Annotated in this window: 23 protein-coding genes; 13 read left to right on the plus strand and 10 right to left on the minus strand. The window is 58.5% G+C overall.

The annotated features are described in order from the left end of the window. Positions 1-3: 3 nt before the first annotated feature. From AP059_RS13845 to AP059_RS13885, 9 genes are read left to right on the plus strand one after another with little or no spacing between them, the layout of a single operon-like run. Positions 4-1,512, plus strand: a complete 1,509-nt coding sequence (locus tag AP059_RS13845; protein WP_059763780.1) for a sigma-54 interaction domain-containing protein — start codon at positions 4-6, stop codon at positions 1,510-1,512. Positions 1,513-1,565: 53 nt separating this feature from the next. Further along, positions 1,566-1,706, plus strand: coding sequence for a hypothetical protein (locus AP059_RS13850; protein ID WP_059763782.1), 141 nt, complete (start codon positions 1,566-1,568; stop codon positions 1,704-1,706). Between the two features lie 17 nt (positions 1,707-1,723). Further along, on the plus strand, positions 1,724-2,923 hold the full coding sequence (gene tagH, locus AP059_RS13855) for a type VI secretion system-associated FHA domain protein TagH (protein ID WP_256209876.1): 1,200 nt from the start codon (positions 1,724-1,726) through the stop codon (positions 2,921-2,923). A gap of 5 nt (positions 2,924-2,928) precedes the next feature. Next, positions 2,929-3,432 (plus strand): type VI secretion system lipoprotein TssJ, encoded by a 504-nt coding sequence (gene tssJ, locus AP059_RS13860; RefSeq protein WP_059763785.1) that lies wholly within the window; start codon positions 2,929-2,931, stop codon positions 3,430-3,432. Beyond that, positions 3,429-4,760: a type VI secretion system baseplate subunit TssK gene (gene tssK, locus AP059_RS13865; RefSeq protein ID WP_059763787.1), complete on the plus strand. Its 1,332-nt coding sequence runs from the start codon at positions 3,429-3,431 to the stop codon at positions 4,758-4,760. Before tssJ ends, tssK begins: the two co-directional genes overlap by 4 nt. Positions 4,761-4,765: 5 nt before the next feature. Next, positions 4,766-5,635, plus strand: a complete 870-nt coding sequence (icmH, locus tag AP059_RS13870) for a type IVB secretion system protein IcmH/DotU (RefSeq protein WP_059763789.1) — start codon at positions 4,766-4,768, stop codon at positions 5,633-5,635. A gap of 13 nt (positions 5,636-5,648) precedes the next feature. Further along, the gene (tssM, locus tag AP059_RS13875) at positions 5,649-9,161 is read left to right on the plus strand and encodes a type VI secretion system membrane subunit TssM (protein ID WP_059763791.1); all 3,513 of its coding nucleotides are present in this window, start codon (positions 5,649-5,651) and stop codon (positions 9,159-9,161) included. 41 nt (positions 9,162-9,202) lie between these two features. Then, positions 9,203-9,889, plus strand: a complete 687-nt coding sequence (locus AP059_RS13880; RefSeq protein WP_059764026.1) for a PP2C family protein-serine/threonine phosphatase — start codon at positions 9,203-9,205, stop codon at positions 9,887-9,889. 11 nt (positions 9,890-9,900) lie between these two features. Continuing rightward, positions 9,901-10,776, plus strand: a complete 876-nt coding sequence (locus tag AP059_RS13885; RefSeq protein ID WP_059763793.1) for a serine/threonine-protein kinase — start codon at positions 9,901-9,903, stop codon at positions 10,774-10,776. Positions 10,777-11,056: 280 nt separating this feature from the next. On the opposite strand, the gene AP059_RS13890 is transcribed toward AP059_RS13885, so the two are convergent. From AP059_RS13890 to exaC, 8 genes are all read right to left on the minus strand, one after another. Then, the gene (locus AP059_RS13890) at positions 11,057-11,815 is read right to left on the minus strand and encodes a LexA family transcriptional regulator (RefSeq protein ID WP_059764028.1); all 759 of its coding nucleotides are present in this window, start codon (positions 11,813-11,815) and stop codon (positions 11,057-11,059) included. A gap of 229 nt (positions 11,816-12,044) precedes the next feature. After that, positions 12,045-12,572: an inorganic diphosphatase gene (gene ppa / locus AP059_RS13895; RefSeq protein ID WP_048362351.1), complete on the minus strand. Its 528-nt coding sequence runs from the start codon at positions 12,570-12,572 to the stop codon at positions 12,045-12,047. A 101-nt stretch (positions 12,573-12,673) separates the two neighbouring features. Then, on the minus strand, positions 12,674-13,486 hold the full coding sequence (locus AP059_RS13900; protein WP_059763795.1) for a zinc-dependent peptidase: 813 nt from the start codon (positions 13,484-13,486) through the stop codon (positions 12,674-12,676). Between the two features lie 15 nt (positions 13,487-13,501). Beyond that, positions 13,502-14,149 (minus strand): DedA family protein, encoded by a 648-nt coding sequence (locus tag AP059_RS13905; RefSeq protein ID WP_048362353.1) that lies wholly within the window; start codon positions 14,147-14,149, stop codon positions 13,502-13,504. A 239-nt stretch (positions 14,150-14,388) separates the two neighbouring features. Beyond that, complete coding sequence (gene eutC / locus AP059_RS13910) at positions 14,389-15,198, minus strand: ethanolamine ammonia-lyase subunit EutC (RefSeq protein WP_059763798.1); 810 nt, start codon at positions 15,196-15,198, stop codon at positions 14,389-14,391. Between the two features lie 2 nt (positions 15,199-15,200). Next, positions 15,201-16,601, minus strand: a complete 1,401-nt coding sequence (locus AP059_RS13915; protein ID WP_059763801.1) for an ethanolamine ammonia-lyase subunit EutB — start codon at positions 16,599-16,601, stop codon at positions 15,201-15,203. 52 nt (positions 16,602-16,653) lie between these two features. Then, on the minus strand, positions 16,654-18,102 hold the full coding sequence (eat, locus tag AP059_RS13920; protein ID WP_059763803.1) for an ethanolamine permease: 1,449 nt from the start codon (positions 18,100-18,102) through the stop codon (positions 16,654-16,656). Positions 18,103-18,253: 151 nt separating this feature from the next. Continuing rightward, the gene (gene exaC / locus AP059_RS13925; RefSeq protein ID WP_048362357.1) at positions 18,254-19,774 is read right to left on the minus strand and encodes an acetaldehyde dehydrogenase ExaC; all 1,521 of its coding nucleotides are present in this window, start codon (positions 19,772-19,774) and stop codon (positions 18,254-18,256) included. Between the two features lie 345 nt (positions 19,775-20,119). On the opposite strand from exaC, the gene AP059_RS13930 reads away from it, so the two are divergent. The 4 genes from AP059_RS13930 (at position 20,120) to AP059_RS13945 (ending at position 24,395) form a co-directional block, all read left to right on the plus strand. After that, the gene (locus AP059_RS13930) at positions 20,120-22,006 is read left to right on the plus strand and encodes a sigma-54-dependent Fis family transcriptional regulator (RefSeq protein WP_059763805.1); all 1,887 of its coding nucleotides are present in this window, start codon (positions 20,120-20,122) and stop codon (positions 22,004-22,006) included. Positions 22,007-22,139: 133 nt separating this feature from the next. Beyond that, the gene (gene mpl / locus AP059_RS13935; protein ID WP_059763807.1) at positions 22,140-23,489 is read left to right on the plus strand and encodes a UDP-N-acetylmuramate:L-alanyl-gamma-D-glutamyl-meso-diaminopimelate ligase; all 1,350 of its coding nucleotides are present in this window, start codon (positions 22,140-22,142) and stop codon (positions 23,487-23,489) included. Then, positions 23,486-24,115: a flavin prenyltransferase UbiX gene (gene ubiX / locus AP059_RS13940; protein WP_059763809.1), complete on the plus strand. Its 630-nt coding sequence runs from the start codon at positions 23,486-23,488 to the stop codon at positions 24,113-24,115. Before mpl ends, ubiX begins: the two co-directional genes overlap by 4 nt. Continuing rightward, positions 24,108-24,395 carry a YceK/YidQ family lipoprotein gene (locus tag AP059_RS13945; protein WP_048362361.1) on the plus strand — a complete coding sequence of 96 codons (288 nt, stop codon included), beginning with the start codon at positions 24,108-24,110 and terminating at the stop codon, positions 24,393-24,395. The genes ubiX and AP059_RS13945 overlap by 8 nt, the downstream gene beginning before the upstream one ends. A 9-nt stretch (positions 24,396-24,404) precedes the next feature. On the opposite strand, the gene AP059_RS13950 is transcribed toward AP059_RS13945, so the two are convergent. After that, positions 24,405-25,046: a nucleoside-diphosphate sugar epimerase gene (locus AP059_RS13950; protein WP_059763812.1), complete on the minus strand. Its 642-nt coding sequence runs from the start codon at positions 25,044-25,046 to the stop codon at positions 24,405-24,407. A gap of 61 nt (positions 25,047-25,107) precedes the next feature. Continuing rightward, positions 25,108-26,790 carry a C13 family peptidase gene (locus AP059_RS13955; RefSeq protein ID WP_059763814.1) on the minus strand — a complete coding sequence of 561 codons (1,683 nt, stop codon included), beginning with the start codon at positions 26,788-26,790 and terminating at the stop codon, positions 25,108-25,110. Positions 26,791-26,842: the final 52 nt, after the last annotated feature.

Raw genomic sequence — 26,842 nt, forward strand, 5'->3', positions numbered from 1 at the left:
TTGATGTTTACCCATGTATCGCAACCGCTGGCGTATGCAGAAGCCTTGCTGGCCCAATTTTGCGACCTGTCACAGGCCACCGACAGCGCCACCGTACTCGGCCAGAGTGCCCGGGCAATGGCGCAGCTCAGTGGCTGTGAGTTGAGCCAGTTTTACGTCATCAATGGCCCGCACAACGGGCTGGAACTCAGGGCTCAATGGTTTAACGGCCTGTTGCAGCCAGCGCTGGACACAGGTTTTTACGCGGACTACAGCGCCCAGCAACTGCTGCACTTTACGGTCAGCCAAAAACGGATCTTGAGCCTGTGCAACCTCAATAGCAGTTTGCACAAGCTCGACTTTTTACCGGCTCATGGCGCGCCTTGGCAGTCCTTGTTATGCGTGCCGTTGCTGGATGCGCGGCAAGGGGTGGCCGGTGTGTTGTTGGTGGCCAGTGGCAAACGGGTCGAGCTGCAAGGGTTCGCCCAGTCGTTGAGCGCCCTGGGTAACTTTACGTTGATGCAGGTGCGCCTCTTGCAACGTGATACGCAGTGGGCCAAACCGTTGGGACGTTGCGTCAGCGCCGGCACTTTGATTGGTTCCAGCGCGGTGATGCGCAAGACCTGGCGCTTGATCAACCGCGTGGTGCACAGCCCCTACACCGTGCTGTTGCTGGGTGAAACCGGCACCGGTAAAGAAATCGTGGCGCGCGCCATTCATGACAGCGGCCCTCGCCGTGCCCAGCCCTTCATCGTGCAGAACTGCGCCGCTTTCCCGCAAGACCTGCTTGAAAGCGAGTTGTTCGGTTATCGCAAAGGGGCCTTCACCGGGGCGGACCGTGACCGTCCCGGTCTGTTTGATGCAGCTCACGGTGGAACCTTGCTACTGGACGAAATCGGCGACATGCCTTTGTCGTTGCAGGCCAAGTTACTGCGTGTGCTGCAAGAGGGCGAAATCCGCCCGTTAGGGCGCAACGACAGTCACACCGTCGACGTTCGCATCATTGCGGCGACCCATCGCGATTTGAAAAAACTGGTGAGCCAGGGCCGGTTTCGTGAAGACCTGTATTACCGCCTGGCGCAGTTTCCAATTGCGCTGCCCGCACTGCGTGATCGCGGCACCGATATGCATGATCTGGCCTGCCACTTTGCAGCCACTGCCTGCGCGTTTTTACAGCGCCGCCCGGTGGTGCTGGCCGACAGCGCGCGTGAGCAACTGGCGCGTTACGCCTTCCCGGGCAACGTGCGTGAACTCAAAGGGTTGGTCGAGCGCGCTGTTTTGTTGTGCGACGGACCGGAGTTGCTGGCCGAACATTTTGCCTTGCCCTTGGCGTCTGCTGACGAGTCAGGGCGCCTGAACTTTCGTAAACGCATGGATGCCATTGAGCGCGGTTTGTTGCTCGATTGCTTGCGCAAGAACGCGGGCAATCAGACCCGCACGGCTCACGAGTTGGGCCTTGCACGCCGCACGCTGCTGTACCGGCTGGGGCGGCTGAATATCGATTCGGATGAGATTGGGGCCTATGCATCCTGATGCGCTCACCTTTTTCTCATGTCGTGCACGGCCTACTTCTGGAGATTTTTAAGATGACTGTTCGCCACTGGCCTTTTGTGGTGCTGAGCCTTGCCGTGTTGTGCGGTCTGGGTGGCTGTAACGGCAATTACATATTCAACGACAGCCACTATCGCCCCCTGGGCGATCCGCAAGCGGTCAATCGCGGTAAATGACCGCAAGGAGCAGCATCATGATGGAACTGGTCTTTGACTTGCTGACGACACAGCCCTTGGCGGCGGGTCAGTGCAAGCACTACAGATTCACTGAAACCGGTGGTTACATTGGCCGTAATAACCTGTGTGAGTGGGTGCTTATGGACACGACAGGGCACGTGTCCGGCCAGCATGCGCATATCACCCATCAGGGCGGTATGTACTTCATTAAAGACCTGAGCACCAATGGAACGTCTTTCAATGGTGGCCAGACGTACCTGGCGCCAGGCCAGTTACAACGCATCAAGCACGGTGATGTGTTTGGCCTTGCCGGTTTTTCCATTCGTGCGCGTTTGGAGCAACCGCTGCAAGTGCGCCTGGAGCATGTTGGCCTGCCTCAAATGGCAGGCAGCGTGATACCCGATGATGCTTTTATCGGTCTCGACGTGCTGCATGAGGCCCCGGCGCCTCTGCCCGAGCTTTTATTTGAGGACGAACCCACTCGCCAGGAATGGGTCGATGTGCAGCACGAACACCATGCGGGCTTCACGCCCATCGACTTCGAACACTTGATCGCGCCGCAGTTGATCGCCGAAGCGCAGCCCGCCCTCGATTCGCCGCCCGTGCCCTGCACACCGATAAACGATGGATTTTGGGATGCATTCGGCGAGGAGCTGGGCGTTGACGTGCTGGCGCTTGATCTTGAGGCGCGAGAGGCGCTGGCGCTCAATGCCGCCAAGCTGCTCAAACAGTGCATCGCCGGTATGCAGCAGAACGTGTGGACACGCAATGAATTGAAAAACGAACTGCGGCTGGCTCGCACCGTGGCGCCGGGAGCGGAGCAGGACCCCTTTAAGTCGACCCACGATGCCCGGCAGGCGTTAAGGCTTTTACTCGGCGCTCCCGTGCTTCACCAACCGACGGCCGAGCAGTGGGTGGTACGCACATTCAGAGACATGCAAGCACATCAGGTAGCGATGCTCAGCGCGAGCCGCGCGGTGGTGCGTAACAGCCTTGAACACTTCTCCCCGCAGCAGTTGGTCTTGCGTTTCGAGCGTGAAGGTCACAAGCCGCTATGGACTACGGCTGCCAGCCATTGGCGGGCGTTCAACCGCTATCACCAAGCCCTGCAACAAGACGATGACTGGACCGAGCGGTTGCTGGCCCGCGACTTTGCCCAGGTCTATGACGAACAAGTGCGTTTGATTTGCACCCTTCACAACAACCCTCAAGGATGAAGCGCATGCTGCGTTGTACTTCTGCTTACTTCAACACGTTGCTGGCGTTGTGCGCAGTGCTGCTGGCAGGCTGCACGGCGTTGTCACCCTACTCGCACGTGACCAAACTCGACCTGACGCTCAGTGCCAGCGATCAAGTCAACCCGGACTTGCACGGGCGTCCCTCGCCCGTCGTGATTCGTTTGCTGGAACTCAAACATCCAGTGGCATTCGAAAATGCCGATTTTTTCGGTGTCTTTGAGCGAGCCCAAGAATTACTGGCGCAAGACCTGGTTGTCAGTGAAGAACTCGAATTACGGCCTGGCGAGCGTGTTTCGCACAAACTCAGTGTTGCGCCGGGCAGCCGCTATGTGGGCGTCGTGGCGGCTTATCGCGACTTGCCACACACCCAGTGGCGCTACGTGATTGAGTTGAGGCCCGAGCACATTACGCACGCGCACCTGAGGCTTGACCTGGCAGGCATTCGCCGCACCGACGGGGCATCCGCCGCGCCAGGTGACGGCTCATGAATGTGCATAAAGTCATTTGGCAAGAAGGCTTGCTGCTGCGCCCCCAGCATTTTCAGCACAGTGACCGTTATTACGAGCACCAGATGAAAACGCGCACCCAATTATTGGGCCGATACACCTGGGGGTTCTTGAGGTTGGAGATCGATGTGCAGTTTCTCAATATGAGCAAACTGGTGATCAGCCATGCTTCGGGCGTATTGCCGGACGGGAGCCTGTTCGAACTGGGTAACGACACCCAGCCGCTCGCGCTCGACGTACCGCCCAACACGGGAAAAGCCCCGGTTTTCCTGGCGTTGCCGTTGGTGACGGGCAACCACATTGAAGCCCGGCGTGCCGAGCAGGCAGACGTATTGTCGCGTTACACCGTGTATGAAACGCAGGTGTCAGATTCCAATGCGGGTGAAGACTCAAAAAGCGTACTCAGTTGTGGACGCCCCAATTTTCGTTTGTTACTGGGCGCGCAGCACAGCGAGCAGTCCTGGGTAAAACTGCAACTGTGTGACATCCAGGACACCACGCCCGATGGCGTAATCAAACTCGACACCGAGTTTGTCCCGACGTTTATCCACACCCATTGCTCGGGGTATTTGCAGTCGTGTCTTAAAGAAGTCATCAGCATGCTTGGTCACCGGGGCGACAAGCTGGCCGAGCGAATTCGCTCAAACGGCAAGGTGGGCGGGGCAGAAGTGGGCGACTTCATGATGCTGCAATTGATCAATCGCACGGAGCTGGTGCTGCTTCATTACCTGGACCTTGAGCAACTGCATCCCGAGGAGCTGTATTGCACGTTGCTGGCGCTATTGGGTGATCTGTCGACGTTTGCCAGCGAATCCAAACGCCCGCAATTGAACAGTCGTTACCAGCACAGTCAGCAGGGGCAGAGTTTCCGCGCGCTGATGGACGCCCTGCGTCAGGTGTTGTCGATGGTACTAGAGCAGCATGCCACCGAGCTGGTGTTGCAGGCGCGCCAGTACGGGGTGCGTGTGGCGCAGCTCGACGATCACACACAATTGGCGACGACATCGTTTGTGGTGGTGGCTAAAGCCAACTGTGACAGCGAAGAGCTGCGTCATCGCTTGCCGGCGCACTTGAAAGTGGGCCCGGTTGAAAGCATTCGTCACCTGGTCAACTTGCACCTGCCAGGGTTCAGGCTCAAACCTTTGCCAGTAGCCCCGCGGCAAATCCCGTTCCACGCCGACAAAACCTATTTCATCCTCGAACTCAATGCCGACGATCTGGCGCAAATGCAGCGCTCAGGCGGCTTTGCCTTCCATGTGTCGGGTGAGTTCTCTGAGCTTGAACTGAAATTTTGGGCTATCAGGAACTGACCCTCATGAAACCGGACATTCAACCGCCTCAAGGCAGTAAAACCGTGTTGGTAGACCGCTACGGCAGAGCGCCGCAACAGGTTGCGCTGACCGATGCCGAACACGCCCCACGCATTGAAAACATCGACGCGCTGATGGTGTTCAACGCCCGGCTGGCACCTGACGAAACAATCCGTATCAGTCTCAACCCTTTAGTGGCTGCGGCCAGTGATGTGTTGTCGTTTGTGGTCGGGATTGAACGCAACGTCCAGCAGCACACGCGAGACACCCTGAGTGCTCACCTGACCAAAGCCATAAAAGCATTCGAAGCCACGGCACTGCGCAACGGGATTGAAAGCACTCAGGTGATGAGCGCCCGGTATGTGCTTTGTACGGTGGTGGACGAAGCCATCGCCACTACAGCATGGGGCAATGAAAGTGACTGGCCGCAAAAGAGTTTGCTGGGCAGTTTTCACAACGAAACGTTTGGTGGCACCAAAGTCTTTCAATTCATTGAGCAGGTCTCCAGGGACCCTGTGCGCAACCTGTATTTGCTGGAGCTGCTGTACGTGTGTTTGTCGCTGGGCTTTGAGGGCAAATTCCGCATCGAAACCCGTGGCGCGCTGGAGCTGGACTCCATTCGCGACAGCTTGTATCGGCAAATCCGCCACTTGCGCGGTGATGCCATTCGCGAAGTGTCTCCCCATTGGCAGGGCTTGGGCATGCGGCGTAACAGCGTGGTACGCATCGTGGCGCGTTGGGTCCTCGTGGCTCTGACCCTGGGCTGTGCGGGCGTCATGTACGCAGGGTTTGCCTGGGTCTTGGGCGAGCAGCGTGCAGCAGTCATGCAACCTTATCAACAGCACGCTGCTCCGGTTGTCAGGCCGCAGTTGTAAACAGGAATTGATGATGAAGAGTTTCTTGAAAACGAGCGTGTCGCTGCTACGTCAGACATGGCTCTGGACGCTGTTACTGGTGTTAGGGGCCGCGCTGTTGGTGTGGTGGGTCGGGCCATTGCTGGCGGTCGATGACTACAAGTTTTGGGCAGACCCCATCGCCAGGCTTTTAAGTATCAGCGCCTTGCTGCTGATCTGGGGGCTGGCGATGGTGTATGTCAGTTGGCGCGCCGGTGTGCGTAAAAAAGTGCTGGCAGACAGCGACGCGGGCAAAACACACGAGCGTCAGGAACAAGAGATTGAAGCGTCGCGCAAAAGCCTGCGCAAGCGCTTTAAAACCGCGTTGCACACCTTGAAAAACACCAGCGTTTACAAAGGCCGCAGTGAGCGCTGGCGCGACGAGTTGCCCTGGTACGTGTTGCTGGGCCCCCAAGGCGCTGGCAAAACCAGCTTGCTGGACTTTTCGGGGCTGGAGTTTCCGCTGAACAAACTTGATCGCACCCTGACCCGTGATATGCGCGGTACGTCTGATTGCGAGTGGTACTTTGCCGAGCACGGGGTGCTGATAGATACCGCGGGGCGGTTTTTGACACAGGGTAATGAGCGCGTAGATGCCAGTGGCTGGAACACCTTGCTCGGCTTGTTGCGCAAACGCAGGCGTGAACGACCTTTGAACGGCGTGCTGGTGACGGTGCCAGTAGACCTGTTGAGCCAGGGCGATCAGCCCGCGTTGTCGCAATTGTCAGATCAGATTCGGGCGCGCCTGCAAGACATCCATCGGGTTCTGCGGATCGAGCTGCCGGTGTACCTGGTGCTGAGCAAGACCGACAGCGTACCGGGGTTTGACGCTTTCTTTGAACAACTGACCCGCGATGAGCGTGATCAGGTATTCGGCGCCAGTTTTGATAACAACCAAGGCGGAACGGCGTTGCTGCGTGCCGAGCTTGAGGCGCTGCTGGGGCGTCTCAACAGCCAGATCATCACGCGCATGCACCAGGAGCGAGACGCGCAACGCCGTGGCCTTATTCTGGATTTTCCCCATCAGTTGAGCGAGATCGCCGCGCAACTGTGCGTCTTTAGCGACATGACGTTTACGGGTAATCGCTACCAGCGCGCCAGCCCGCTACGGGGTGTTTACCTGACCAGCGCGCCCCATGTCATGGCCAGCCCCGCTACGCAAAATCCGGAAGCGGACAGCGTCGAGACAGCCCAAAAGCCACAATCTCCACTCCTGCACACCGGTCGCGCTTACTTTATTAACCATCTGTTGAGCCGCGTTATTTTCCCGGAAGCGCAACTGGCAGGGTTGGACAAGCGTGAGCAGCGCCGTATTCATTGGGGGCAGCGGTTTCAGTACCTGCTCGCGATGGCTGTGTTGAGTGTGTTGGGGGTGCTGTGGGCAGGCAGTTTTTCATCCAACCATGAGCGCCTTGAACAACTGCGTCATTTGGCTCAGCAAGGGGTTCGACAACGTGCGCAATTAAGTCCGCGCGATGATGCGCAGGCTACGCTCAAGACCCTGGACACGCATTACGCGGCAACCCAGGTGTTCCCCTCCATGACGCAGGTTGCGTTGTATGAGCGCAGCGGTCTGTATCAGGGCGCTGCTGTTAAGCGGGTGCTCACACAGGCCTACCGAAACGAATTGCACACGCAGTTATTGCCCCGGGTCAAGCAGCAACTCGAACAACAGATCCGCGCCAACCTGAGTGATCGTGAACGCCTGCTCAATAGTTTGCGCGCCTATCTGATGTTTGACGCCGTCGAACAACGCGATAACGCCTGGCTCAAGGCCTGGATTGCCAGCGACTGGTCGCTGCGCTACCCGGGGCTGACAGACGTGCAAAACGGTCTTAATCAGCATTTCGAACGCTTATTGGGAACCGCCTTCAAGTCCCCGCTCGATGAAGGCCTGATTGCACAGGCGCGACAGGTGTTGCGCAGTGAGTCATTGGCCACGGTGGTGTACCGCACATTACGCGAGCAGGCCCATTCTTTGGCGCCTTACAGCCTCAGCCAGCACCTCGGGCCACAGGGCCATTTGTTCAGCGGTGCGGATTACAGCATTCCGGGCTTCTATACCCAGCAAGGTTATCAACAGTATTTTTCGATCCAGGGCGCGAGCCTGGTCAGTGACATCCTGCGTGATAACTGGGTGTTGGGCGAAGGCAGCAGCATCAGTGCGATGGACATGCGCAAACTCATGGTTGCACTGGAGCAACTGTATTTTCGTGACTACGCCGACCATTGGGCCGAAGCGGTTGGGCGCCTGGCGTTGCAGCCGATGAGCGACGCCCGTGAAGGTGCCGAGCAGATGGCGGGCCTGACGTCTGCCAACTCACCGCTCTTGCAGCTGTTGGTCGCCGTGCGTGAGAACACGCGCTTCATCAGCATTGCCGATGAGTTGCCTTCTGTGACGACTGCCGTTGGCGCGCAGGGCGGCAAACTCACGGCGGTTGCCGGGGCGGTTGTCGCCAAAGGCACTGAGGTCCTGGCGAGCACTGTGCCGGACACCTCAAAGAAGGCATTGCAGCGCCAGTTTGAGCCGTTACACCATTTACTGGATGACAATGATGCGCCAACGGCGAGCCTGACACCGTTATTGGTCGGGCTCACGGATGTGCAATTACAAATGGCAGGACTGGCCCGCGCCAGTGCGCCGGATCAAGCCGCTTTTGAGATGGCCAGGTTGCGTATGAGTGGGCAGCGTGATGCGCTGAGCCAATTACGCCAAGCCGCCCAACGCTTGCCGCGTCCCCTTAATGGCTGGTTCAACACCCTGAACGAGGACACATGGGGGCTGGTGCTTAATGATTCGTATCAATTTCTAAATAAACGCTATCAGCACGAGCTGTACCGGTTTTATGCCCGAGCGCTTAAGCAACGTTACCCCTTTGATGCACACAGCAGCAGCGATGTGGCGCTGAACGACTTCCGTGAGTTTTTTAAAGCGCAGGGGCTTGCCGATCAATTCTTCGACACCTGGATGAAACCTTTTGTCAGTCGGGACGCGGGCAGTTATCGCTTGCGCAGCATGGACGGTAAAAGTTTGCCGATGTCACGGGTGTATTTTGAGCAGATGGCCACGGCTCAAGTTATTCGTCAGGGCTTTTTTGCGCAAAATCCATCCGAGCCGCAGGTGCAGTTCACCCTCGAGCCTTACAGCCTGGACTCCAGCGTCAGCCGTTCGCAGTTGCGCTTCGGTGATCAAATGATCGAGTACCGGCACGGTCCCATCGTACCGATGAATTTCCAGTGGCCGACTCAGGCCGACAATGGACGTACCAGCCTGGTCCTGGAAAAAAACGTCGGACGTCCAATCGGCATCGAAAAAAACACAGGGCCGTGGTCACTGTTTCGAGTATTGGACCTGATGCAAATCGACTACCTGAGTGGGCGCGACGTCATGTTGCTGAAGGCTGATGTGGGCGGGCTGCGGGCCAACTATGTGCTTATGAGCCAGCGCACACCGAACCCGTTTGACCTGCAAGCGCTGCGCAGCTTTCGTTTACCTGCCCAGTTGTGAAGGGCGTGACCGCGCAATGGCGAAGCGCAGCGCGCACCGATATGGGCAAGGTGCGGCTGCGCAACGAAGATGCTTTTCTGAACAGCCCCGAGCGTGGGGTGTGGGCAGTGGCCGATGGCATGGGTGGGCATTGCAGTGGTGATGTGGCCAGCCAATTGCTGGTGAGCCGTTTGGGCGCTCTGCCGGCTCAAAACGATTTAGGGCCGCGGTTGCAAGCGGTTCGCGACTGCTTGCAGGGCGTCAATCAGCAGCTCTGCCATGAGCGGGGCGCCCGTGCTCTCCCGGAGCAGCACATCACCGGTAGCACAGTGGCTGTTTTGTTGATCGAAGGCCGTCACGGTGTCTGCCTCTGGGCGGGGGACAGTCGGTGCTATTTATGGCGCCAACACATGCTCTATCAGTTGTCGCGGGATCACTCTTTCCAGCAGCGATTGATCGAGCAAGAGCACATGAGCCACCGGCATGCGTGTGCCCACCCGGATGCCCGAGCCTTAACACGAGCGGTGGGGGCTGCCCCAGCTTTGGCGTTGGAGGTACTGGAGTTCGAGGTGCAAGCGGGAGATGTGTTTCTGTTGTGCAGTGACGGCATTTATCAAGAGTTGACCCCCGGCGCATTGGGGCAAGCGTTGAGTGTGAGTGCGCCTGAACTGGCAGTGGCGCGCCTGTTCGATGACGTGTTGTCAGGTGCGGCGAGGGATAACCTGTGCGCAGTGGTCATCGCTCAATGAGCCAACGGGACATGGCTTGTAGCAATCAAGTACCGCGCGTATTAAGCGGCCGTTACCGCATTGAGCGCTTGCTAGGGGCAGGCGGGATGGGTGTTGTGTACCGTGCGCGTGACCTGCTGCAAGAACAGTTGGGCGACTCGCAGTCCGATGTCGCGCTGAAACTGTTGGGCGAAAACATCGCCCTGGCGCCAGACGGATGTGCGCTGCTGTTCAATGAATACGCGTTAGTACGTCAGTTGTGCCATCCCAATGTGCTGCGCATGCATAACTTTGACATCGACACCGAACACCACTGCGCCTTTATTGTGATGGAGCATTTACCGGGTCCCACTCTTGACCGTTTGTTGTGTGAGCGACCGCTGGGCTTATCGTTGTCAGAGCTGCGAGAGATCGCCTTGCCATTGCTCGATGCGCTTGCACATGCCCATCAGCGCGGCGTGCTGCATGGCGACATCAAACCCGGCAACGTCATGCTCAGTGAAACCGGTGTTCGGCTATTTGACTTCGGCCTGGGCCAGAGCGAGGCGGGCGTACTCAAAGGTCTGGCTCCCCTGAGCCGTACCCACTTTGGCGCCTGGACCCCAGGCTACGCCGCCCCCGAACTACTCGCCGGCGCGCCCCTTACCCGCAGTGCCGATGTGTACGGCGCAGGTTGCTTACTCTATGAACTGGCGACCGGTAAATGCCCCTTGATTGCGCCATGCCCTGGGGCGTTAAAGCACTTGCCCCGAGCAACGGACCCCGAAAAACCGCGGCAACTCCCCCCAGTGTTTTGGCGCGCTCTACAAAAGGCACTCGCACTTGACCCGGCAGCACGCAGCATCAGCATTGAACCTTTGCGCGAGGCGTTAAGTGAGACTAAGAAATGGTGGCATTTTATGAAATGAAAGTGCGAAAGGGGCTTTTAAGCAGGCAATTAAAAAGCCGGCTTGTGGCCGGCTTCTCGGGGGTGGATTTGGTTTATTTTTGGTAAACCGTACCCACCTTCAATTTGGACACTCAGCGCATGCTTAAGAGTGTGGGACGCAGGTGCTGTTTGCTTGCCTGGTCGTGCACGCCATTCAATCACCACGAACGGCATGTCAGTGTGCCGCGCAGCATACTTAAAGTGGGTGATGTTTCCTAGCTAAAACCTGCGCGCGATGTGTCTGGGCGCAGGTTCTTTGTTTATTCATTTAACAGGCTCGGCACGGCTGGCCTGCGCGTGTTGAGTGTGGACCACCAAAAAACCCAGCCCAAAATACGAATGTCCAAAGTTCGGATGTGTTCAGCACTGAATACTTCGTCCGGGTATTCCTTGGCATTGTGGCTACGCAAACGCAAACCGTCTTTGGGCTGGCGGTAGACGTATTTGATCCGCAGCATGCCGTCCTGTTCCAGGGCGTAAATTTCGCCGTCCACGATGTGGGTCAAGCTGCGGTCGATAGCAATCGTCGAGCCGCTCTGAATCTTGTGCGACATGCTGTGGCCGATCATGGGCACGCAAATGGCGTTCTCGGCGCTGACGTCTGCGGCATGCAGGATCGAGCAGTCGAGGCGAACGCGGTTGTCCGGAATTTCAACGACGCGGGTTTTTTTTGTCCCGCATGGGCTGAGCACTTCGTTGTAAAACGGAATGTGGATGTCGTTTTTATCAGCGATCAGTGCAGTGTTTTGGTTGGGGGCATAACCCACCTCGCCGGCGGGTAAACACGTCGTATGGTTGGAGATCGGTACCTTTGGATGTTTAACCCCTTCACCCGTGCGCAGCCATCGGCTGTTAACACATAAGAGCTCTGCGATTTCGTCCAGGCGAGCCATCGGGATACCCCGCTTGAACCAGTTGTTGACGTGCTGCGGCGTAACGCGCCGATTGGCAGCGAAGTCCGAAGCAGATAAATGGCACTCCCTTAAAAGGAGTCTTAGACGATCACCGGATGTATTCATGCTGGCGGAGTTTACGGAGAAGAGATCACTGTTTAAATAAACTAAACGTTCAAAAAACGCGCTAAAAAAAAGACTCATCCCGCTATTACAGGGTCATTTCCTACACTTGCTGTGTGGCTTATTTGGTGGGTGTGAACAGGCTGTTTCCTTGCGTTTATGCAGGCATAAAAAAACCCCGGAAGACCGGGGTTTTTAATGTAGGAACTTGCCGAAGCCCGTTAACCCACATTTAGCCTTTGTAGGCGGCAACCGACTTGGTGATCTCGGTGCGGGCGGCTTCTGCGTCGCCCCAACCTTCGATTTTCACCCATTTGCCTTTTTCGAGATCTTTGTAGTTCTCGAAGAAGTGCTGGATCTGCTGAATCAGCAGGGGTGGCAGGTCGGTGTACTCTTTGACGTCTACGTACAGCTGGGACAGTTTGTCGTGAGGCACTGCTACTACTTTGGCATCGCCGCCGCCGTCGTCAGTCATGTGCAGAATGCCCACTGGACGCGCGCGGATAACCGAACCCGGTGCAACGGGGTAAGGGGTCACGACCAGCACGTCGAGGGGATCACCGTCGTCAGCCAGGGTGTTGGGGATGAAACCATAGTTGGCCGGGTAGAACATCGGGGTGGCCATGAAGCGGTCAACGAACAGGCAATCGCTGTCTTTGTCGATTTCATATTTGATCGGCGCGTGGTTAGCCGGAATCTCGATAGCGACGTAGATGTCATTCGGCAGGTCTTTGCCAGCCGGAATTTTGCTGTAGCTCATTGGGCGGTGCCCCCGTTAGTAGGCCAGTTTACTTGGCCGATTTGGCCAAAAAGTGGCGGCGATTATAGGCGTATTCCTGCAACGACGTCACGCTTGGGCGATCAGTGCGGTGCACGGTATTGGGGGTGTTCGCTTTGTAGTTTTTGCAGGCGGGCCAGCGGATCTTGGCGGTAAAACAGGCAAAGCTGCTGATACACCTGCGCATAGGCATGGTGGAGCAGGTCCGGCGCCGTGAAAAAGTATTCACTGATGACTGCAAAAAACTCCGCCGGGTTCTCGCCCGCATACGGGTCGATGGGCGCGTGATCGGGGTTATGGTGGTCGAGGTAGTGGTTGAGGTGGTCGTACGCCTGTTGCATGGCGTGAGACCAGTCGCTGACGCTCATGCCAGGATGCAGTGGCGGCATGCCATTAGCTGCACCGTTGAGCATGTCGAGCTTGTGCGCCAATTCGTGGATCACCAGGTTGCTGGCATCCCAGCCGCCACCCGCCAACACGCCGGGCCAAGCCAACACGACCGGTCCGTGTTGCCACGCTTCACCACTGTGATGACCTTCCCATTCGTGCTCGACACCACTGGCGTCGAGATGACGCTGCGGACTGACGAAGTCGTCGGGGTAGAGCACGATCTCGTGAAAGCCTTCATACCAGTCCAGATCGCCCAGATTCAGCAACGGCAATTGCGCCTGAGCCGCCAGCAGCAACCGGCTTTCATCGCTCAGTTCTACGCCGGGCATCGGCGTCAGGTGCTTGTCTTGCAAAAACAGCACGCTGTGTTCGCGTAGCCAGCGGTCTTGTTCGTCATCCAGACCATCGAGGATGCTCAGTCGCTGGCGCACGTCATGCCACGTATCGGGCGCCACCGGGTGCTGGGCAAGAATCCTCTGGCGTCTCCATTCGCTCAGTGACCACATGTCGGTTTATCTCGTTCAGGCTTTAGAGGGGCTGCGACCGAAGCGGCTGCGAACCACACCAATAATCATCGGTATCAGCGATAGCAGAATGATGCCCACCACCAGCAACGACAGGTTCTTCTTGATGAACGGCACGTTGCCGAAGAAGTAACCCAAGGTCACCAGACCGCCGACCCACAGTACGGTGCCGAATACGCTGAACATAAAGAAGCGCGGGTAAAACATGCGTGCCACGCCTGCGACAAACGGCGCGAAGGTACGGAAAATCGGCAGAAAACGCGCCATGGTCACTGTTTTTCCGCCATGACGTTCGTAGAAGTCATGGGTTTTTTGCAGGTAATCGCGGCGGAAAATTTTCGAGTCAGGATTGCTGAATAACCGCTCGCCGACCGTTCGTCCTATCACGTAGTTGGTGCTGTCACCCATGATCGCTGCCAGCATCAGCAAGCCGCCCAATAACACCGGGTCCATACCGCCACCGGCTGCTACAGCGCCTGCGATGAACAGCAGTGAGTCACCGGGCAAGAACGGCATGACCACCAGGCCGGTTTCGCAAAAGATCACCAGGAACAGGATGGCGTAGATCCACGGCCCGTAATTGTTTACCAGCATGTCGAGGTACACATCGAGGTGCAAGATAATGTCGACCGGGTTGAAATCCATGTAAAGCACCTGTGTGGATGACCCGGCTCAGCAGGTCTGTGCGGGGAAAAAGGCAGTTAACTACAGCGTATGTAGTGTTTTCGTACATTTTGAACGGAGAGGATTATACGGATTGACGCAAATTCTGCTTCCAGAGTTTGTAGCGAAGCATGTATTGATGAATGCCGATCCGTCATCACCCCAGTATGTGGCGGTCGTCATGGTAATACATGCTGTCCCTTTGCAGCGGTTAGGTGTTTTTACTCACCCTTGAGCAGGAAGTTTTCGTGGGGAGCGGCTGCGTCCAGCGTCTGCACCTGGGCTTCGTCTTTGAGATTGACCCCCGACAATTGTCGACGGCAGGCCTCGCGCATCAAGTACGCCAGCCGATGGGCGGCCATGCCATAGCTCAATCCCTCAAGCCGCACGTTGGAAATACAGTTGCGAAAGGCATCGGTCAGCCCCACTTTGGGCGCATAGGTGAAATACAGTCCCAGGCTGTCGGGTGAACTCAGGCCGGGCCGCTCGCCAATCAGCATCACCACCATTTTTGCCCCGAGTAGCTCACCAATTTCATCGGCGACCGCGACGCGGCCTTGCTCCACCAGCATCACTGGCGACAGCGACCAGCCCTCAGCGGCGATGTGCTCTTGCATGCGCGCCAAAAAGGGCACGGCATGACGATGAACCGCCAGCGCCGACAAACCATCGGCCACGACCACGGCCACATCGACCCCACCGGGGTGGGCCTGTGCATATTCGCGCAAGTGCTGTGCCGAGTCTGCGTGTAACTGTCGGCCAAGATCAGGGCGTTGCAGGTAGCTGTGGCGATCAGCGGCGGCGCTGTGCAGCAACAAGCTGTCACGGCCACGCTCGTGAAGTTGTGCGCTCAAGGCGGCGTGATCAAAGGGCAGATGCACCGCATCGCGTGCCTGCGCATGGGCGAATTGAAAGTCCAGTTGCGCATGGGTCGGCAAACTGGTACCGGTGCGGCCCAGCGCAATGCGCGCCGGGGTCAGCGTGCGCAGTTGCAGCCATGGGTTGTGGCTGTCGGTCGGGGTATGGGCCATGTTCAACGTCCTCCCAAGTGGGTCAGCGCCTGACGAAACAGCGGCGGTAGTTGATGACCAAATTCAATGCGGCCGTCGTTTTGGGTAAAAATGCCGACCTTGCTCAACCACTGTTCAAACTCGGGTGCGGGTTTAAGGCCCAAGGTTTTGCGCGCATATAACGCATCGTGAAAGGACGTGGTCTGGTAATTGAGCATGATGTCGTCCGACCCCGGAATACCCATGATGAAATTAATCCCGGCCACGCCGAGTAACGTCAGCAAGGTGTCCATGTCGTCCTGATCGGCTTCGGCGTGGTTGGTGTAGCAGATGTCGCAGCCCATCGGCACCCCCAGTAACTTGCCGCAAAAATGGTCTTCAAGCCCGGCGCGGATGATCTGTTTGCCGTTGTACAGATACTCGGGGCCGATAAAACCGACCACGGTGTTGACCAAAAATGGCTTGAAATGCCGAGCCACCGCATAGGCGCGGGTCTCACAGGTTTGCTGATCGACACCAAAATGCGCGTTAGCCGACAACGCACTGCCTTGGCCTGTCTCGAAATACATCAAGTTGTTGCCCAGTGTGCCGCGATTGAGGCTTAAACCGGCGTCGTAACCTTCTTGCAATACATTCAGATTAATCCCGAAACTGGCGTTTGCCGCTTCAGTGCCCGCAATTGACTGAAACACCAGGTCCAACGGCACCCCGCGATTGATCGCTTCAATTGAGGTTGTGACGTGGGTCAGCACGCACGATTGCGTGGGGATCTCATAGCGCTGAATGATCGCGTCGAGCATGTTCAGCAAATCGCAGATCGAGGCAATGCTGTCAGTGGCCGGGTTGATGCCAATCATGGCGTCGCCGTTGCCGTAGAGCAGGCCGTCGAGAATGCTCGCGGCAATCCCGGCCGGGTCATCGGTGGGATGGTTGGGTTGCAGGCGCGTTGACAGTCGCCCACGCAGACCAACGGTGCCGCGAAACTGCGTGACCACACGGATTTTTTGCGCCACCAGAATCAGGTCTTGCACGCGCATGATTTTTGACACGGCGGCTGCCATTTCAGGCGTAAGCCCTGGAGCCAGGGCGCGCAAGCTGTGTTCATCGGCGGCATCACTGAGCAGCCAGTCACGAAAGCCCCCCACGGTCAGGTGGCTGACGGCGGCAAACGCCTGAGCGTCATGGCTGTCGATGATCAGGCGCGTGACTTCATCGGCCTCGTAAGGAATCAGCGCTTCTTGCAGGAAGTGCGAGAGCGGGATGTCAGCCAGCGCCATTTGCGCGGCCACACGTTCGCCATCGTTGTGCGCGGCTACACCGGCCAAAAAGTCCCCGGAGCGTGCGGGGCTGGCTTTGGCCATCACCTCTTTGAGGCTGTCGAAACGGTAAGTCTGAGTGCCCACCGCGTGAGAAAACGTTGCCATACAGGGTGCTCCTTGACGCCAGACGCAGGGCGTCTGGCGGGATTCTCAGCGATCAGTGCAAGGTTTGTTCGGCGTGTTGAATCGCCGCAAATTCTTCTTCAGGCGTACCGGCTACCAAGTGATGCCGACTGTAGAAAGCAAAGTAAGCAATTAATACTCCATAGATCACCGCCGCACCAATCACCACCCGCGGGTCGACCAGGAAACCGGCCACGACCGCGACGCAGGCGAGCACCAAGGCGATGCCAGAGGTGAAAATACCGCCCGGTGTGCGATATGGACGCTCCATTTTGGGGCGACGAATGCGCAGGGTGATGTGCGCGGCCATCATCAGTACGTAGGAAATGGTTGCACCAAACACCGCCACCAGAATCAGCAAGTCACCTTGCCCGGTCAGCGACAGCCCAAAACCGATGATGCCGGGGATGATCAACGCCAGTACCGGCGCTTTGCTCTTGTTGGTTTCGGACAGCTTGCGAGGCAAATAACCTGCGCGAGACAGGGCGAATATCTGACGCGAGTAGGCATAAATGATCGAGAAGAAGCTGGCGATCAAACCGGCCAACCCGACCAGATTGACGAAGCCGCCCATCCAGGTGGAGCCGCCATACGCTTTGCTCAGCGCTTCCACCAACGGGTTACCCGAGGCCATCAAGTGATGTGCCCCCGCGCCGCCGGGGCCAATCACCAAGATCAGCAGGGCGAAGGTCACGAGCACCAGCATGGCGCCAATCAAACCGCGCGGCAGGTCCCGCTTGGGGTTTTTGGTTTCTTCGGCGGCCAGCGGCACGCCCTCTACGGCGAGGAAAAACCAGATGGCATAAGGAATGGCCGCCCACACGCCGACATAGCCGAACGGCAGGAACGGGCTGGCGCCCTTGGCGTTGCTCACCGGGATGTCCAGCAGGTTGGCGACGTTGAAGTGCGGCACCATGGCGACTAAAAACACGCCCAAGGCAATGGCGGCCACGGCGGTGATGATGAACATCAATTTAAGGGCTTCACCGACACCGAAAATGTGGATGCCGATAAAGATGATGTAGAACGCCAGGTAGATCATCCAGCCACCAATCCCGAATAACGACTCGCAGTACGCGCCGATAAACACAGCGATGGCGGCGGGGGCGATGGCGTATTCGATCAGGATCGCGGTGCCGGTCAAAAAACCGCCCCAGGGGCCAAAGGCGCTGCGGGCAAAGCCATAGCCGCCGCCCGCTGTCGGGATCATCGAGGACAATTCGGCCAGCGAGAAGCACATGCACAGGTACATGGTGGCCATGAGCAAGGTTGCGAGAAACATTCCGCCCCAGCCGCCTTGAGCCAACCCGAAGTTCCACCCGGCGTAGTCACCGGAAATCACATAAGCAACGCCCAGCCCTACCAGCAGGACCCAACCGGCGGCGCCTTTTTTCAGTTCACGTTGTTGAAAGTAATCGGAGCCGACTTTTTCAAAGTCGACCGAAGAGGGGGCCGCAGTAGCGGCATTCGGTTCGCTAGGCATGTGATTTCACCTGTTCTTTTATAGTTAGGAATTTGACAGGGTGTAAAGCAAGAGCCGGGCCATAGGCCCTGAGGTAGAGCGGTGTAGACCTGTAGCTGACGCAGGCTGCGATCTTTAAAGGATCAAAGATCGCAGCCAGCGGGGGCGTTTTTTAGAAGAAACCCAGCGGGTTGATGTCGTAGCTGACCAGCAGGTTTTTGGTCTGCTGATAGTGGTCGAGCATCATCTTGTGGGTTTCACGGCCGACACCGGACTTTTTGTAGCCGCCGAACGCCGCGTGTGCGGGGTACAGGTGATAGCAGTTGGTCCACACCCGACCGGCCTTGATTGCGCGGCCCATGCGGTAAGCGCGGTTGATGTCGCGGGTCCACAAACCGGCACCCAGACCGAATTCAGTGTCATTGGCGATGGCCAGCGCTTCGGCTTCGTCCTTGAACGTGGTGATGCTGACCACCGGGCCAAAGATTTCTTCCTGGAACACGCGCATTTTGTTGGTGCCCTTGAGCAGCGTCGGCTGGATGTAATAGCCGGTTGCCAGGTCGCCTTCGAGCTTGGCCACTTGGCCGCCCGTCAGCAGCTGCGCACCTTCTGCCTTGGCAATTTCCAGGTAGGACAGGATCTTGTCGAACTGCTGCTCGGAGGCCTGAGCACCGACCATCGTGTCGGTGTCCAGCGGGTCGCCACGTTTGATCGACTCCACCTTCTTCATCACCACTTTCATGAAATCGTCGTAGATCGACTCCTGAATCAGCGCGCGCGAGGGGCAAGTGCAGACTTCGCCCTGGTTGAAGAACGCCAGCACCAGGCCCTCAGCGGCTTTCTCAATGAAGCTTGGTTCGGCTTGCATGATGTCGGCGAAGAAGATGTTGGGCGACTTGCCGCCCAGCTCCACGGTGGAGGGAATGATGTTCTCAGCGGCACATTTCATGATGTGCGAGCCGACCGGGGTTGAGCCGGTGAAGGCGATTTTGGCAATGCGCTTGCTGGTCGCCAGGGCTTCGCCTGCTTCTTTGCCGAAGCCTTGCACCACGTTCAGCACGCCCGGTGGCAGCAGATCGCCGATTAACTCCATCAGCACCGTGATGCTCAACGGCGTTTGTTCGGCCGGTTTGAGCACGATGCAGTTACCCGCCGCCAGCGCTGGCGCGAGTTTCCAGGCGGCCATCAGCAGCGGGAAGTTCCACGGGATGATTTGACCGACCACGCCCAGCGGTTCGTGGATGTGATACGCAACCGTGTTGCCGTCAATTTCGGCGGCGCTGCCTTCCTGAGCGCGGATGCAACCGGCGTAGTAACGGAAGTGATCGGCGGCCAATGGCACGTCGGCGTTCAGGGTTTCGCGCACGGCTTTGCCGTTGTCCCACGTTTCGGTCACGGCCAGCAGTTCAAGGTTTTGTTCGATGCGATCAGCGATTTTCAGCAGCACCAGCGAGCGCGCCTGCACTGAGGTTGCACCCCAGGCATCGGCGGCGGCGTGAGCTGCGTCGAGGGCTTTTTCGATGTCTTGGGCCGTCGAACGCGGAAATTGAGCGATGGGCTTGCCGTTGACCGGCGAGGTGTTGGTGAAGTATTGGCCGTTGACCGGCGCCACGAATTCGCCGCCGATGTAGTTACCGTATTGGCTCTTGAACGAGACGATCGAGCCTTCAGTACCGGGTTGTGCGTAACGCATGGTGAATGTCTCCTGGCTTTATTGTGCTTATGGGAGGACGCGCGGTGGCGTTGCCCCAAGCAGGAGCAAAGGTCGGGCCAAATAGTTATGAGCGCTCTAAAACGGGGCTTTCAGGCGTGTGAGCGATGGGCGTCAGCGAAACGATGTGTCACAGTCGACACAGTGGTAGTGACACTTTGTGCCAAAAGCGGTACAGCGCATGACCAGTCAGTCAGATGACGATTGCAATGCCAGCAGTGCAAGAGGATGCTGATGGCTCGGTTTGGACTGGTTCTGAGTGGTTGCTCGCGGGTCGTTTTCCCCGTGCACGCTAAGACCGCCGAGACAGAGCGGAGAACAATAAAAATGCGCAGTGCAGATATCAGTCGGCACGCCCGACAAGTCATCGACGTCACCCAGGGCCATCCTCAAGGATGCGACCCGTCAATCGTTCGCTCCTGGCAACGCTGCCTGGAGGATTACCACCTCGATCCCGCGCAAAACATCGCCCCTACGGTGCTTGAACATGGGCGCATTCTTGAAGGTCGCGAGCGCCTGCAACAGGTGTTGCACATTGCCGGTCATGAAATGAACAGCCTGCATCAACAGCTTTCGGGGGCCGGTCATGCGGTGCTGTTGACCGATGCGCGGGGCGTGATTCTTAACTGCGTGACCGCACCTGCCGAGCGCAAAGTGTTTGAACACGCAGGGTTGTGGCTGGGGGCGGACTGGAGTGAGGCCCGTGAAGGCACCAATGGCATCGGCACCTGCATGGTTGAGCGCCAGGCGCTGACCATCCATCAGGACGAACACTTTCGTGGCCGTCATACCGGCCTGACCTGCTCGGCAAGCCCGGTATTTGACCCGCAGGGCGAGTTGCTGGCGGTGCTGGATGTGTCTTCGGCGCGCCATGAAGTGTCGCGCCAGAGCCAGTTTCATACGATGGCGCTGGTCAATCTCTCCGCCAAAATCATCGAAAGCAGCTACTTCCTGCATCACTTTGAAGGCCAATGGCTGCTGCGTTTTCATCTGCAAGCTCAGTCACTCGGGCTGTTTAGCGAAGGCATGCTGGCGTTTGATGGCGACGGGGTGATCTGCGCGGTGAATCAAAGCGCACTCAACCTGCTGGGCAAAGCCCGTGACGGGCTGGTGGGGCACAACATTGATGGCCTGTTCGACAGTTCGGGTGATGAGCTGTTTGCCCGTGCGACCCCGCAAGCCAGTGCCAGTTGGCCATTGTGCACCCGTGACGGCCGTTATTTATTTGCCGCATTGCGTGGCCCGGCGCGCACGGTGCCGACCCCTGTTCGTGTTCAGCCTGAGCCGGTGCGCGTGCAAACAAGCAGTATTTGTTTGGGCGATGAAGCGTTGCAAAACGATTTTCGGCGTGCCCTGCGGGTGTTTGAGCGCGACGTGCCGTTGCTCATCAATGGCGAAACCGGCTCGGGTAAAGAAGCCTTTGCCAAGGCCGTGCACCAGGCCAGCTTGCGCGCTGGGCAGTCGTTCGTAGCGCTCAACTGCGCCGCGATCCCCGAAAGCCTGATTGAAAGCGAATTGTTCGGTTATCGCGGTGGCAGCTTTACGGGCGCGCGCAAAGAAGGGATGCAAGGCAAGTTGCAGCAGGCTGATGGCGGCACCTTGTTTCTGGACGAAATCGGCGACATGCCACTGGCCATGCAAACGCGGCTGTTAAGAGTGCTGGAGGACCGCTTGGTGGTGCCGATTGGCGGCGAGCCACAAGCGGTCAACGTGCGCATCATCAGTGCGACTCACCGTAACCTGCTGGAGCGGGTGGCCGAGGGCAGTTTTCGCGAAGACCTGTTTTACCGGTTGAACGGGCTGGAAATCGCCTTGCCTGCCTTGCGTGATCGCAGTGACAAGTCGCAGTTGCTGGATTTTCTGCTGGCCGAAGAAGCAGGGCAGGAGCCGCTGGTCATCCAGCACGAGGCGCGAGACGCCTTGCTGAACTTTGCCTGGCCGGGCAACGTGCGGCAAATGCGCAACGTGCTACGCACCCTGGCGGCGTTGTGTGAGGGTGGCGAGATCAAACTTCAGGATCTGCCGGCCAACGTGCGGATAGCGCCTGTCGGAGTGGTTGCGCCTTCAGAGCAGCCGCTGGAAGAGGCCGAGAAAATGGCCTTGCTGATGGCGCTGCAATTGCATCGCTGGCACATGACCCACACCGCGCTGCAACTGGGGGTCAGCCGCAATACGCTGTATCGCAAGCTGCGCAAGCATGGGATCGAACGTTAAGGCCGGCCCTCACCCTGACCCTCTCCCTGCATCAGAGTGCCAAGGTGAGGGGCAGGGGCTAATGGCCCCGAATCATCAGGTGCGAAAAAAAGCCCCCTACGCTACCCTTCGCCGATGATTTACGAGGTCGACTATGCACATTCATATTCTTGGTATTTGCGGCACTTTCATGGGTTCGCTGGCGGTATTGGCCAAAGAGCTGGGCCATCACGTCACAGGCTCCGATGCGAACGTCTACCCGCCAATGAGCACCCAGTTGCAAGCTCAAGGCATTGAGTTGACTCAAGGTTACGACCCGGCCCAGCTCGACCCCGCGCCTGACCTGGTGGTCATTGGCAACGCACTGTCGCGCGGCAATCCGGCGGTCGAGTACGTACTGAACAAGGGCCTGCCTTATGTGTCTGGCCCGCAGTGGCTGGCTGACCACGTACTCCAAGGTCGCTGGGTGCTGGCCGTGGCCGGGACCCATGGCAAAACCACGACCAGCAGCATGCTGGCCTGGGTGCTTGAGCACGCGGGCATGGCGCCGGGCTTCCTGATCGGTGGCGTACCGCAAAACTTTGCGGTCTCGGCCCGTTTGGGCGACACGCCTTTTTTTGTGGTCGAGGCCGATGAGTACGACAGCGCCTTCTTCGACAAACGCTCAAAGTTTGTGCATTACCGCCCACGTACCGCGATTTTGAACAACCTTGAGTTCGATCACGCTGATATCTTCCCGGATCTCCCCTCGATTGAGCGTCAATTTCACCACTTGGTCCGCACGATCCCGAGTGAAGGACTGGTGATTCACCCCACCACCGAGCCTGCGTTGCAGCGGGTCATCGAGATGGGGTGCTGGACGCCGGTGCAAACCACGGGCGAGGGCGGTCAATGGCAGGCGCGCTTGCTCAGTGCCGACGGCTCGCGCTTTGAGGTGCTGTTTGACGGCACCGTTCAAGGCACCGTCGAGTGGGACATGACCGGGCAGCATAACGTCGCTAACGCCTTGGCGACCTTGGCCGCTGCGCGCCATGTGGGCGTGGTGCCGAGCATGGCCATTGAAGGCTTGAGTGCGTTTAAAAGTGTGAAACGGCGGATGGAAAAAGTCGCCGAGGTCAATGGCATCACGCTGTATGACGACTTTGCGCATCATCCAACGGCCATTGCCACCACGCTGGACGGCCTGCGCAAACGCATTGGCGATGCGCCGCTCATCGCCGTCATCGAGCCGCGCTCCAACTCCATGAAGCTGGGCGCCCACCGCGACGGTTTGCCGGGCAGTGTGGTGCAAGCCGATCACGTGGTCTGGTACGCCCCGGCCAATCTGGGGTGGGATCTGGCGGCTACGGTCGCATCCAGCCCCGTGTCCACGCAGGTGTGCGATTCGCTGGAAGCAATCATTGCGGACGTCAAAACCCACGTTAAACCGGGCGCGCATGTGGTGATCATGAGCAACGGCGGTTTCGGCGGGTTGCACGGCAAATTAGCGGATGCATTGCGATGAACGGCCCGGAACGCATCACGCTGGCCGTGACGGGCGCCTCGGGTATGCAATATGCGTTGCGCCTGCTCGATTGCCTGGTGCGCGAAGACCGCGAAGTGCATTTTTTGATCTCCAAGGCCGCGCAATTGGTGATGGCGACCGAAACCGACGTCAACCTGCCGCCTAAACCACAAGCCATGCAGACCTTTCTGACCGAATACACCGGCGCGGCTGCCGGGCAGATTCGCGTCTACGGCAAAGAAGACTGGATGTCGCCCGTGGCTTCCGGCTCTGGCGCGCCTGCTGCGATGGTGGTGGTGCCGTGCTCCACGGGCACGCTGTCGGCCATTGCCACCGGGGCTTGCAACAACTTGGTCGAGCGTGCGGCGGACGTGACCCTCAAAGAGCGGCGCCAGTTGATTCTGGTGCCGCGAGAGGCGCCGTACTCCAGCATCCATCTGGAGAACATGCTCAAACTGTCGAACATGGGCGCCGTGATCTTGCCCGCCTCGCCGGGTTTCTATCACCAGCCGCAAACCATCGATGACTTGGTCGACTTTGTAGTGGCACGGATTCTCAATCTGCTCAACATCCCGCAGGACATGCTCCCGCGTTGGGGCGAGCACCATGTGGGCGGCGATGAGTAAAGCGCTGCTGGCCTTGCTGGCGGTGATGCACATCGGGGGCTGCGCCAGCGTTCGAACGCTGGACGCGGCCAAGCCGGGCGCGCCGGTGGTGTACGCGGGCACGCGGCTGGATTGGTATGCAATGCAGGGCGGTTGTTGTGCGCTGGACCGGTTTGGCGCGCAAGCCCCGCGCTACCCGGGGCTGGATCTGCCGGCCAGCGCGTTGCTCGATACGGTGTTGTTGCCGCTGTCGGTGCTGACCGTTCTGGGCGTCGGGTTTCAGGCCAGCGGCGGGCTGTAGCCAGTGGGGTTACTTGCCCAACTTTCTCAGCTCGTCCGACTCAACCACGCGCACACCGTTGTCTTCTTCCAGTGCCAATCGCCACAGAGCACGGGCAAGCTCGCAGGCTTCAATACCGTGGTATTTGCCGGGCACCAGTTTGGACAGAGTGGCCGCAATTTTTTCCACTGGTCGCTCTTCCATGCGCTCACCAATCAGCACCGAGGGGCGTGCAAGGGTCAGTTGCGGCCAGCCTTGAGCGCGCAAAGATTGCTCCATCTCGCCTTTGACCCGGGTATAGAACACGGAAGATTTGGGGTCAGCCCCGATGGCGCTGACGACGATCAAGTGCCGTGCACCCATCTCCCGCGCACGCTTGCCAAATGCCACGACCATGTCGTGATCCACAGCGCGAAACGCTTGTTCCGACCCTGCCTGTTTGATCGTGGTGCCCAAACAGCAGAAGGCCACGTCGACCGGGCCGCTGAGCTGAGGCAAAAACACCGCAGGCTCACCCACCGGGTTGTCCAGGTGCGGGTGTTCGGCCAATGGCTTGCGCGAGGGGGCGAGCACGCGTTCGATGGTGGGTTCGTTAAGTAAGCGGTCGAGCAAAAGCTCACCGGTCAGACCGGTGGCACCAGCAAGCAAGATGTGCTTAGGCGTCAGGTACATGCGAGTTCTCCCTTAATACAGTCAGCTTAGTCACTCTGGGCGTGCATGCTGTTCAATCGGTTTAGTGCAGCGCCTGCCGGGCCTGGTGCTCGCGCAAGCGTTGCCAATGGTTCAATACACCTTTAGGGGCCCAGATTTGTGGCTCAGAAGGCTCGAAGTTATCGGTTTTTTCGCGTTCGGCGACGTACTGCCTGGCCAGCGCGAAAGCTTTTTGCAGGTCGTCAGTCTGGTTCAGGGCTTGGGCAAACAGGGCATTGCCGAAGTAAGTGAAGTCGGCTTCTTCCGAACACCCAAACGACACTTTGTTGGCCTCGGACGCGGTCATGATCAAGGTTCTTTCATCCTTGAGCGCCGGTATGAAACCGCCGGAGTAGCAGGCGGAAACCACAATGATTTTGTCGCGATGCTTGAGGGGGGCCAGAGCGGCTGCCAAATCTTCGGCGGGCAGGTCGGCCAGTTCAAGGCGCGGCTGGTCCAGCACCAGTTCGTGATCGTGGGTGCCGTGGCTGGTCAGGTAAATGAAGACCAGGTCTTCGGGGCCGGTGCGCTCGGCCAGGGTTTTGGCGGCGCGGTGCAGGTTTTCGCGGGTGGCCATAGGGCGATCCATCAAGTGATCGCGATGGTTGACCAGGCTGATCTGGCCGCGGCTGCCGAAACGGCTGGCGAGCATGTCGCTGACGTAGTCGGCTTCACGCAAAAACACGCTTTGCTTGCCGTCGCCCCCCAGTACCAGGCTGTACAGCTCAATGGCCGGGGTGGACGGCGGCACCGCTTTAAGGGCCTTGTCCAGTAGCTTGCCCTGGTTGAGTAAACCCAGCTCCAGCGGATCGGGCAACAGGTTGCCTTTATCGTCGCGTACCCGCAGGCCGTTGATCCAGTAGCCCTTTTCGACCGAGCCGTCGCTCAGCGTCAAGGTGCCGTAGCCCTGATAGGTGTCGTTGGCAAAGTCCCCGACGTAGGTGCTGCCGTCCGCAAGGCTGAGGTGGCCGGGGCCGTTGAAGCGCCACTCGCTGAACTGGCCGCGATAATGACTGGCGTCGATGCCAATGAACTCGCCTTTGCCAGTGAGGGCGCCATCCTTGAACTCGCCGATCCACACATCGCCGTCTGCGTTTTCGTAGCGGCCTTTGCCATTGAGCTGGTTGTCTTTGAATTCGCCTTCGTACTGATCGCCTTCGGCACTGTTGAAAATGCCGCTGCCCTCAAGTTGACCGTTCACAAACGTGCCAGTGAATTCATTACCGCTGGCATCGCTGCGCTTGCCCTGGCCGTGGGGTTTGCCGCGCGCGAACTGGCCCTCATACTGGCTGCCGTCATCGAGTTCAAGGTGGCCGTTGCCCCAGAACTGGTCGTCTTTGAACTCGCCGCGATAACTCATGCCGCCTTCTTTAAGCGTGCCTTCACCTTCGCGCCGGCCCTGCTTGAAGCCGCCCATGTAATCACTGTCGTGGGTGATCAGGCTGCCCTGGCCGCTGTATAAACCTTGCTCAAACGAGCCACGGTACACATCGCCATTGCTGGCGTGCCATTCGCCCTGGCCCTGGAACACCCCATTGCTGAAATTACCTGCGTACCAACTGCCATTCGGGTAGTCGATGCGCCCCGGGCCTTGCAGCAACCCATTGACCACTTCACCGCGATAGCGCCCGCCATCGGGCAGGCGCGCGTCCGGCGGCAACAGCGATTCACCGTCGCCGCAGGCCGTCAGCAGCAGGGTCAAAGCGAGGGGGACAAATGGGCGCATGGCAGGATCCGCAAAGTTAGGCCACCGAGTATGCCGCAGCAAAGGAAGCCGC

Origin of the sequence: Pseudomonas sp. TAA207, assembly GCF_001529285.1 — a bacterium.
GTDB lineage: Bacteria > Pseudomonadota > Gammaproteobacteria > Pseudomonadales > Pseudomonadaceae > Aquipseudomonas > Aquipseudomonas weihenstephanensis.

What these genes read in the sequence shown, in the direction of transcription:
- AP059_RS13890 (WP_059764028.1), bottom strand. Translation starts at nt 11,815, where the DNA reads ATGAATACATCCGGTGATCGTCTAAGACTCCTTTTAAGGGAGTGCCAT.
- tssK (WP_059763787.1), top strand. Translation starts at nt 3,429, where the DNA reads ATGAATGTGCATAAAGTCATTTGGCAAGAAGGCTTGCTGCTGCGCCCC.
- AP059_RS13900 (WP_059763795.1), bottom strand. Translation starts at nt 13,486, where the DNA reads ATGTGGTCACTGAGCGAATGGAGACGCCAGAGGATTCTTGCCCAGCAC.
- tagH (WP_256209876.1), top strand. Translation starts at nt 1,724, where the DNA reads ATGATGGAACTGGTCTTTGACTTGCTGACGACACAGCCCTTGGCGGCG.
- ppa (WP_048362351.1), bottom strand. Translation starts at nt 12,572, where the DNA reads ATGAGCTACAGCAAAATTCCGGCTGGCAAAGACCTGCCGAATGACATC.
- mpl (WP_059763807.1), top strand. Translation starts at nt 22,140, where the DNA reads ATGCACATTCATATTCTTGGTATTTGCGGCACTTTCATGGGTTCGCTG.
- AP059_RS13915 (WP_059763801.1), bottom strand. Translation starts at nt 16,601, where the DNA reads ATGGCAACGTTTTCTCACGCGGTGGGCACTCAGACTTACCGTTTCGAC.
- ubiX (WP_059763809.1), top strand. Translation starts at nt 23,486, where the DNA reads ATGAACGGCCCGGAACGCATCACGCTGGCCGTGACGGGCGCCTCGGGT.
- eutC (WP_059763798.1), bottom strand. Translation starts at nt 15,198, where the DNA reads ATGGCCCATACCCCGACCGACAGCCACAACCCATGGCTGCAACTGCGC.
- AP059_RS13850 (WP_059763782.1), top strand. Translation starts at nt 1,566, where the DNA reads ATGACTGTTCGCCACTGGCCTTTTGTGGTGCTGAGCCTTGCCGTGTTG.
- eat (WP_059763803.1), bottom strand. Translation starts at nt 18,102, where the DNA reads ATGCCTAGCGAACCGAATGCCGCTACTGCGGCCCCCTCTTCGGTCGAC.
- AP059_RS13955 (WP_059763814.1), bottom strand. Translation starts at nt 26,790, where the DNA reads ATGCGCCCATTTGTCCCCCTCGCTTTGACCCTGCTGCTGACGGCCTGC.
- AP059_RS13885 (WP_059763793.1), top strand. Translation starts at nt 9,901, where the DNA reads ATGGCTTGTAGCAATCAAGTACCGCGCGTATTAAGCGGCCGTTACCGC.
- tssM (WP_059763791.1), top strand. Translation starts at nt 5,649, where the DNA reads ATGAAGAGTTTCTTGAAAACGAGCGTGTCGCTGCTACGTCAGACATGG.
- AP059_RS13945 (WP_048362361.1), top strand. Translation starts at nt 24,108, where the DNA reads ATGAGTAAAGCGCTGCTGGCCTTGCTGGCGGTGATGCACATCGGGGGC.
- tssJ (WP_059763785.1), top strand. Translation starts at nt 2,929, where the DNA reads ATGCTGCGTTGTACTTCTGCTTACTTCAACACGTTGCTGGCGTTGTGC.
- AP059_RS13880 (WP_059764026.1), top strand. Translation starts at nt 9,203, where the DNA reads ATGGGCAAGGTGCGGCTGCGCAACGAAGATGCTTTTCTGAACAGCCCC.
- icmH (WP_059763789.1), top strand. Translation starts at nt 4,766, where the DNA reads ATGAAACCGGACATTCAACCGCCTCAAGGCAGTAAAACCGTGTTGGTA.
- AP059_RS13905 (WP_048362353.1), bottom strand. Translation starts at nt 14,149, where the DNA reads ATGGATTTCAACCCGGTCGACATTATCTTGCACCTCGATGTGTACCTC.
- exaC (WP_048362357.1), bottom strand. Translation starts at nt 19,774, where the DNA reads ATGCGTTACGCACAACCCGGTACTGAAGGCTCGATCGTCTCGTTCAAG.
- AP059_RS13950 (WP_059763812.1), bottom strand. Translation starts at nt 25,046, where the DNA reads ATGTACCTGACGCCTAAGCACATCTTGCTTGCTGGTGCCACCGGTCTG.
- AP059_RS13845 (WP_059763780.1), top strand. Translation starts at nt 4, where the DNA reads ATGTTTACCCATGTATCGCAACCGCTGGCGTATGCAGAAGCCTTGCTG.
- AP059_RS13930 (WP_059763805.1), top strand. Translation starts at nt 20,120, where the DNA reads ATGCGCAGTGCAGATATCAGTCGGCACGCCCGACAAGTCATCGACGTC.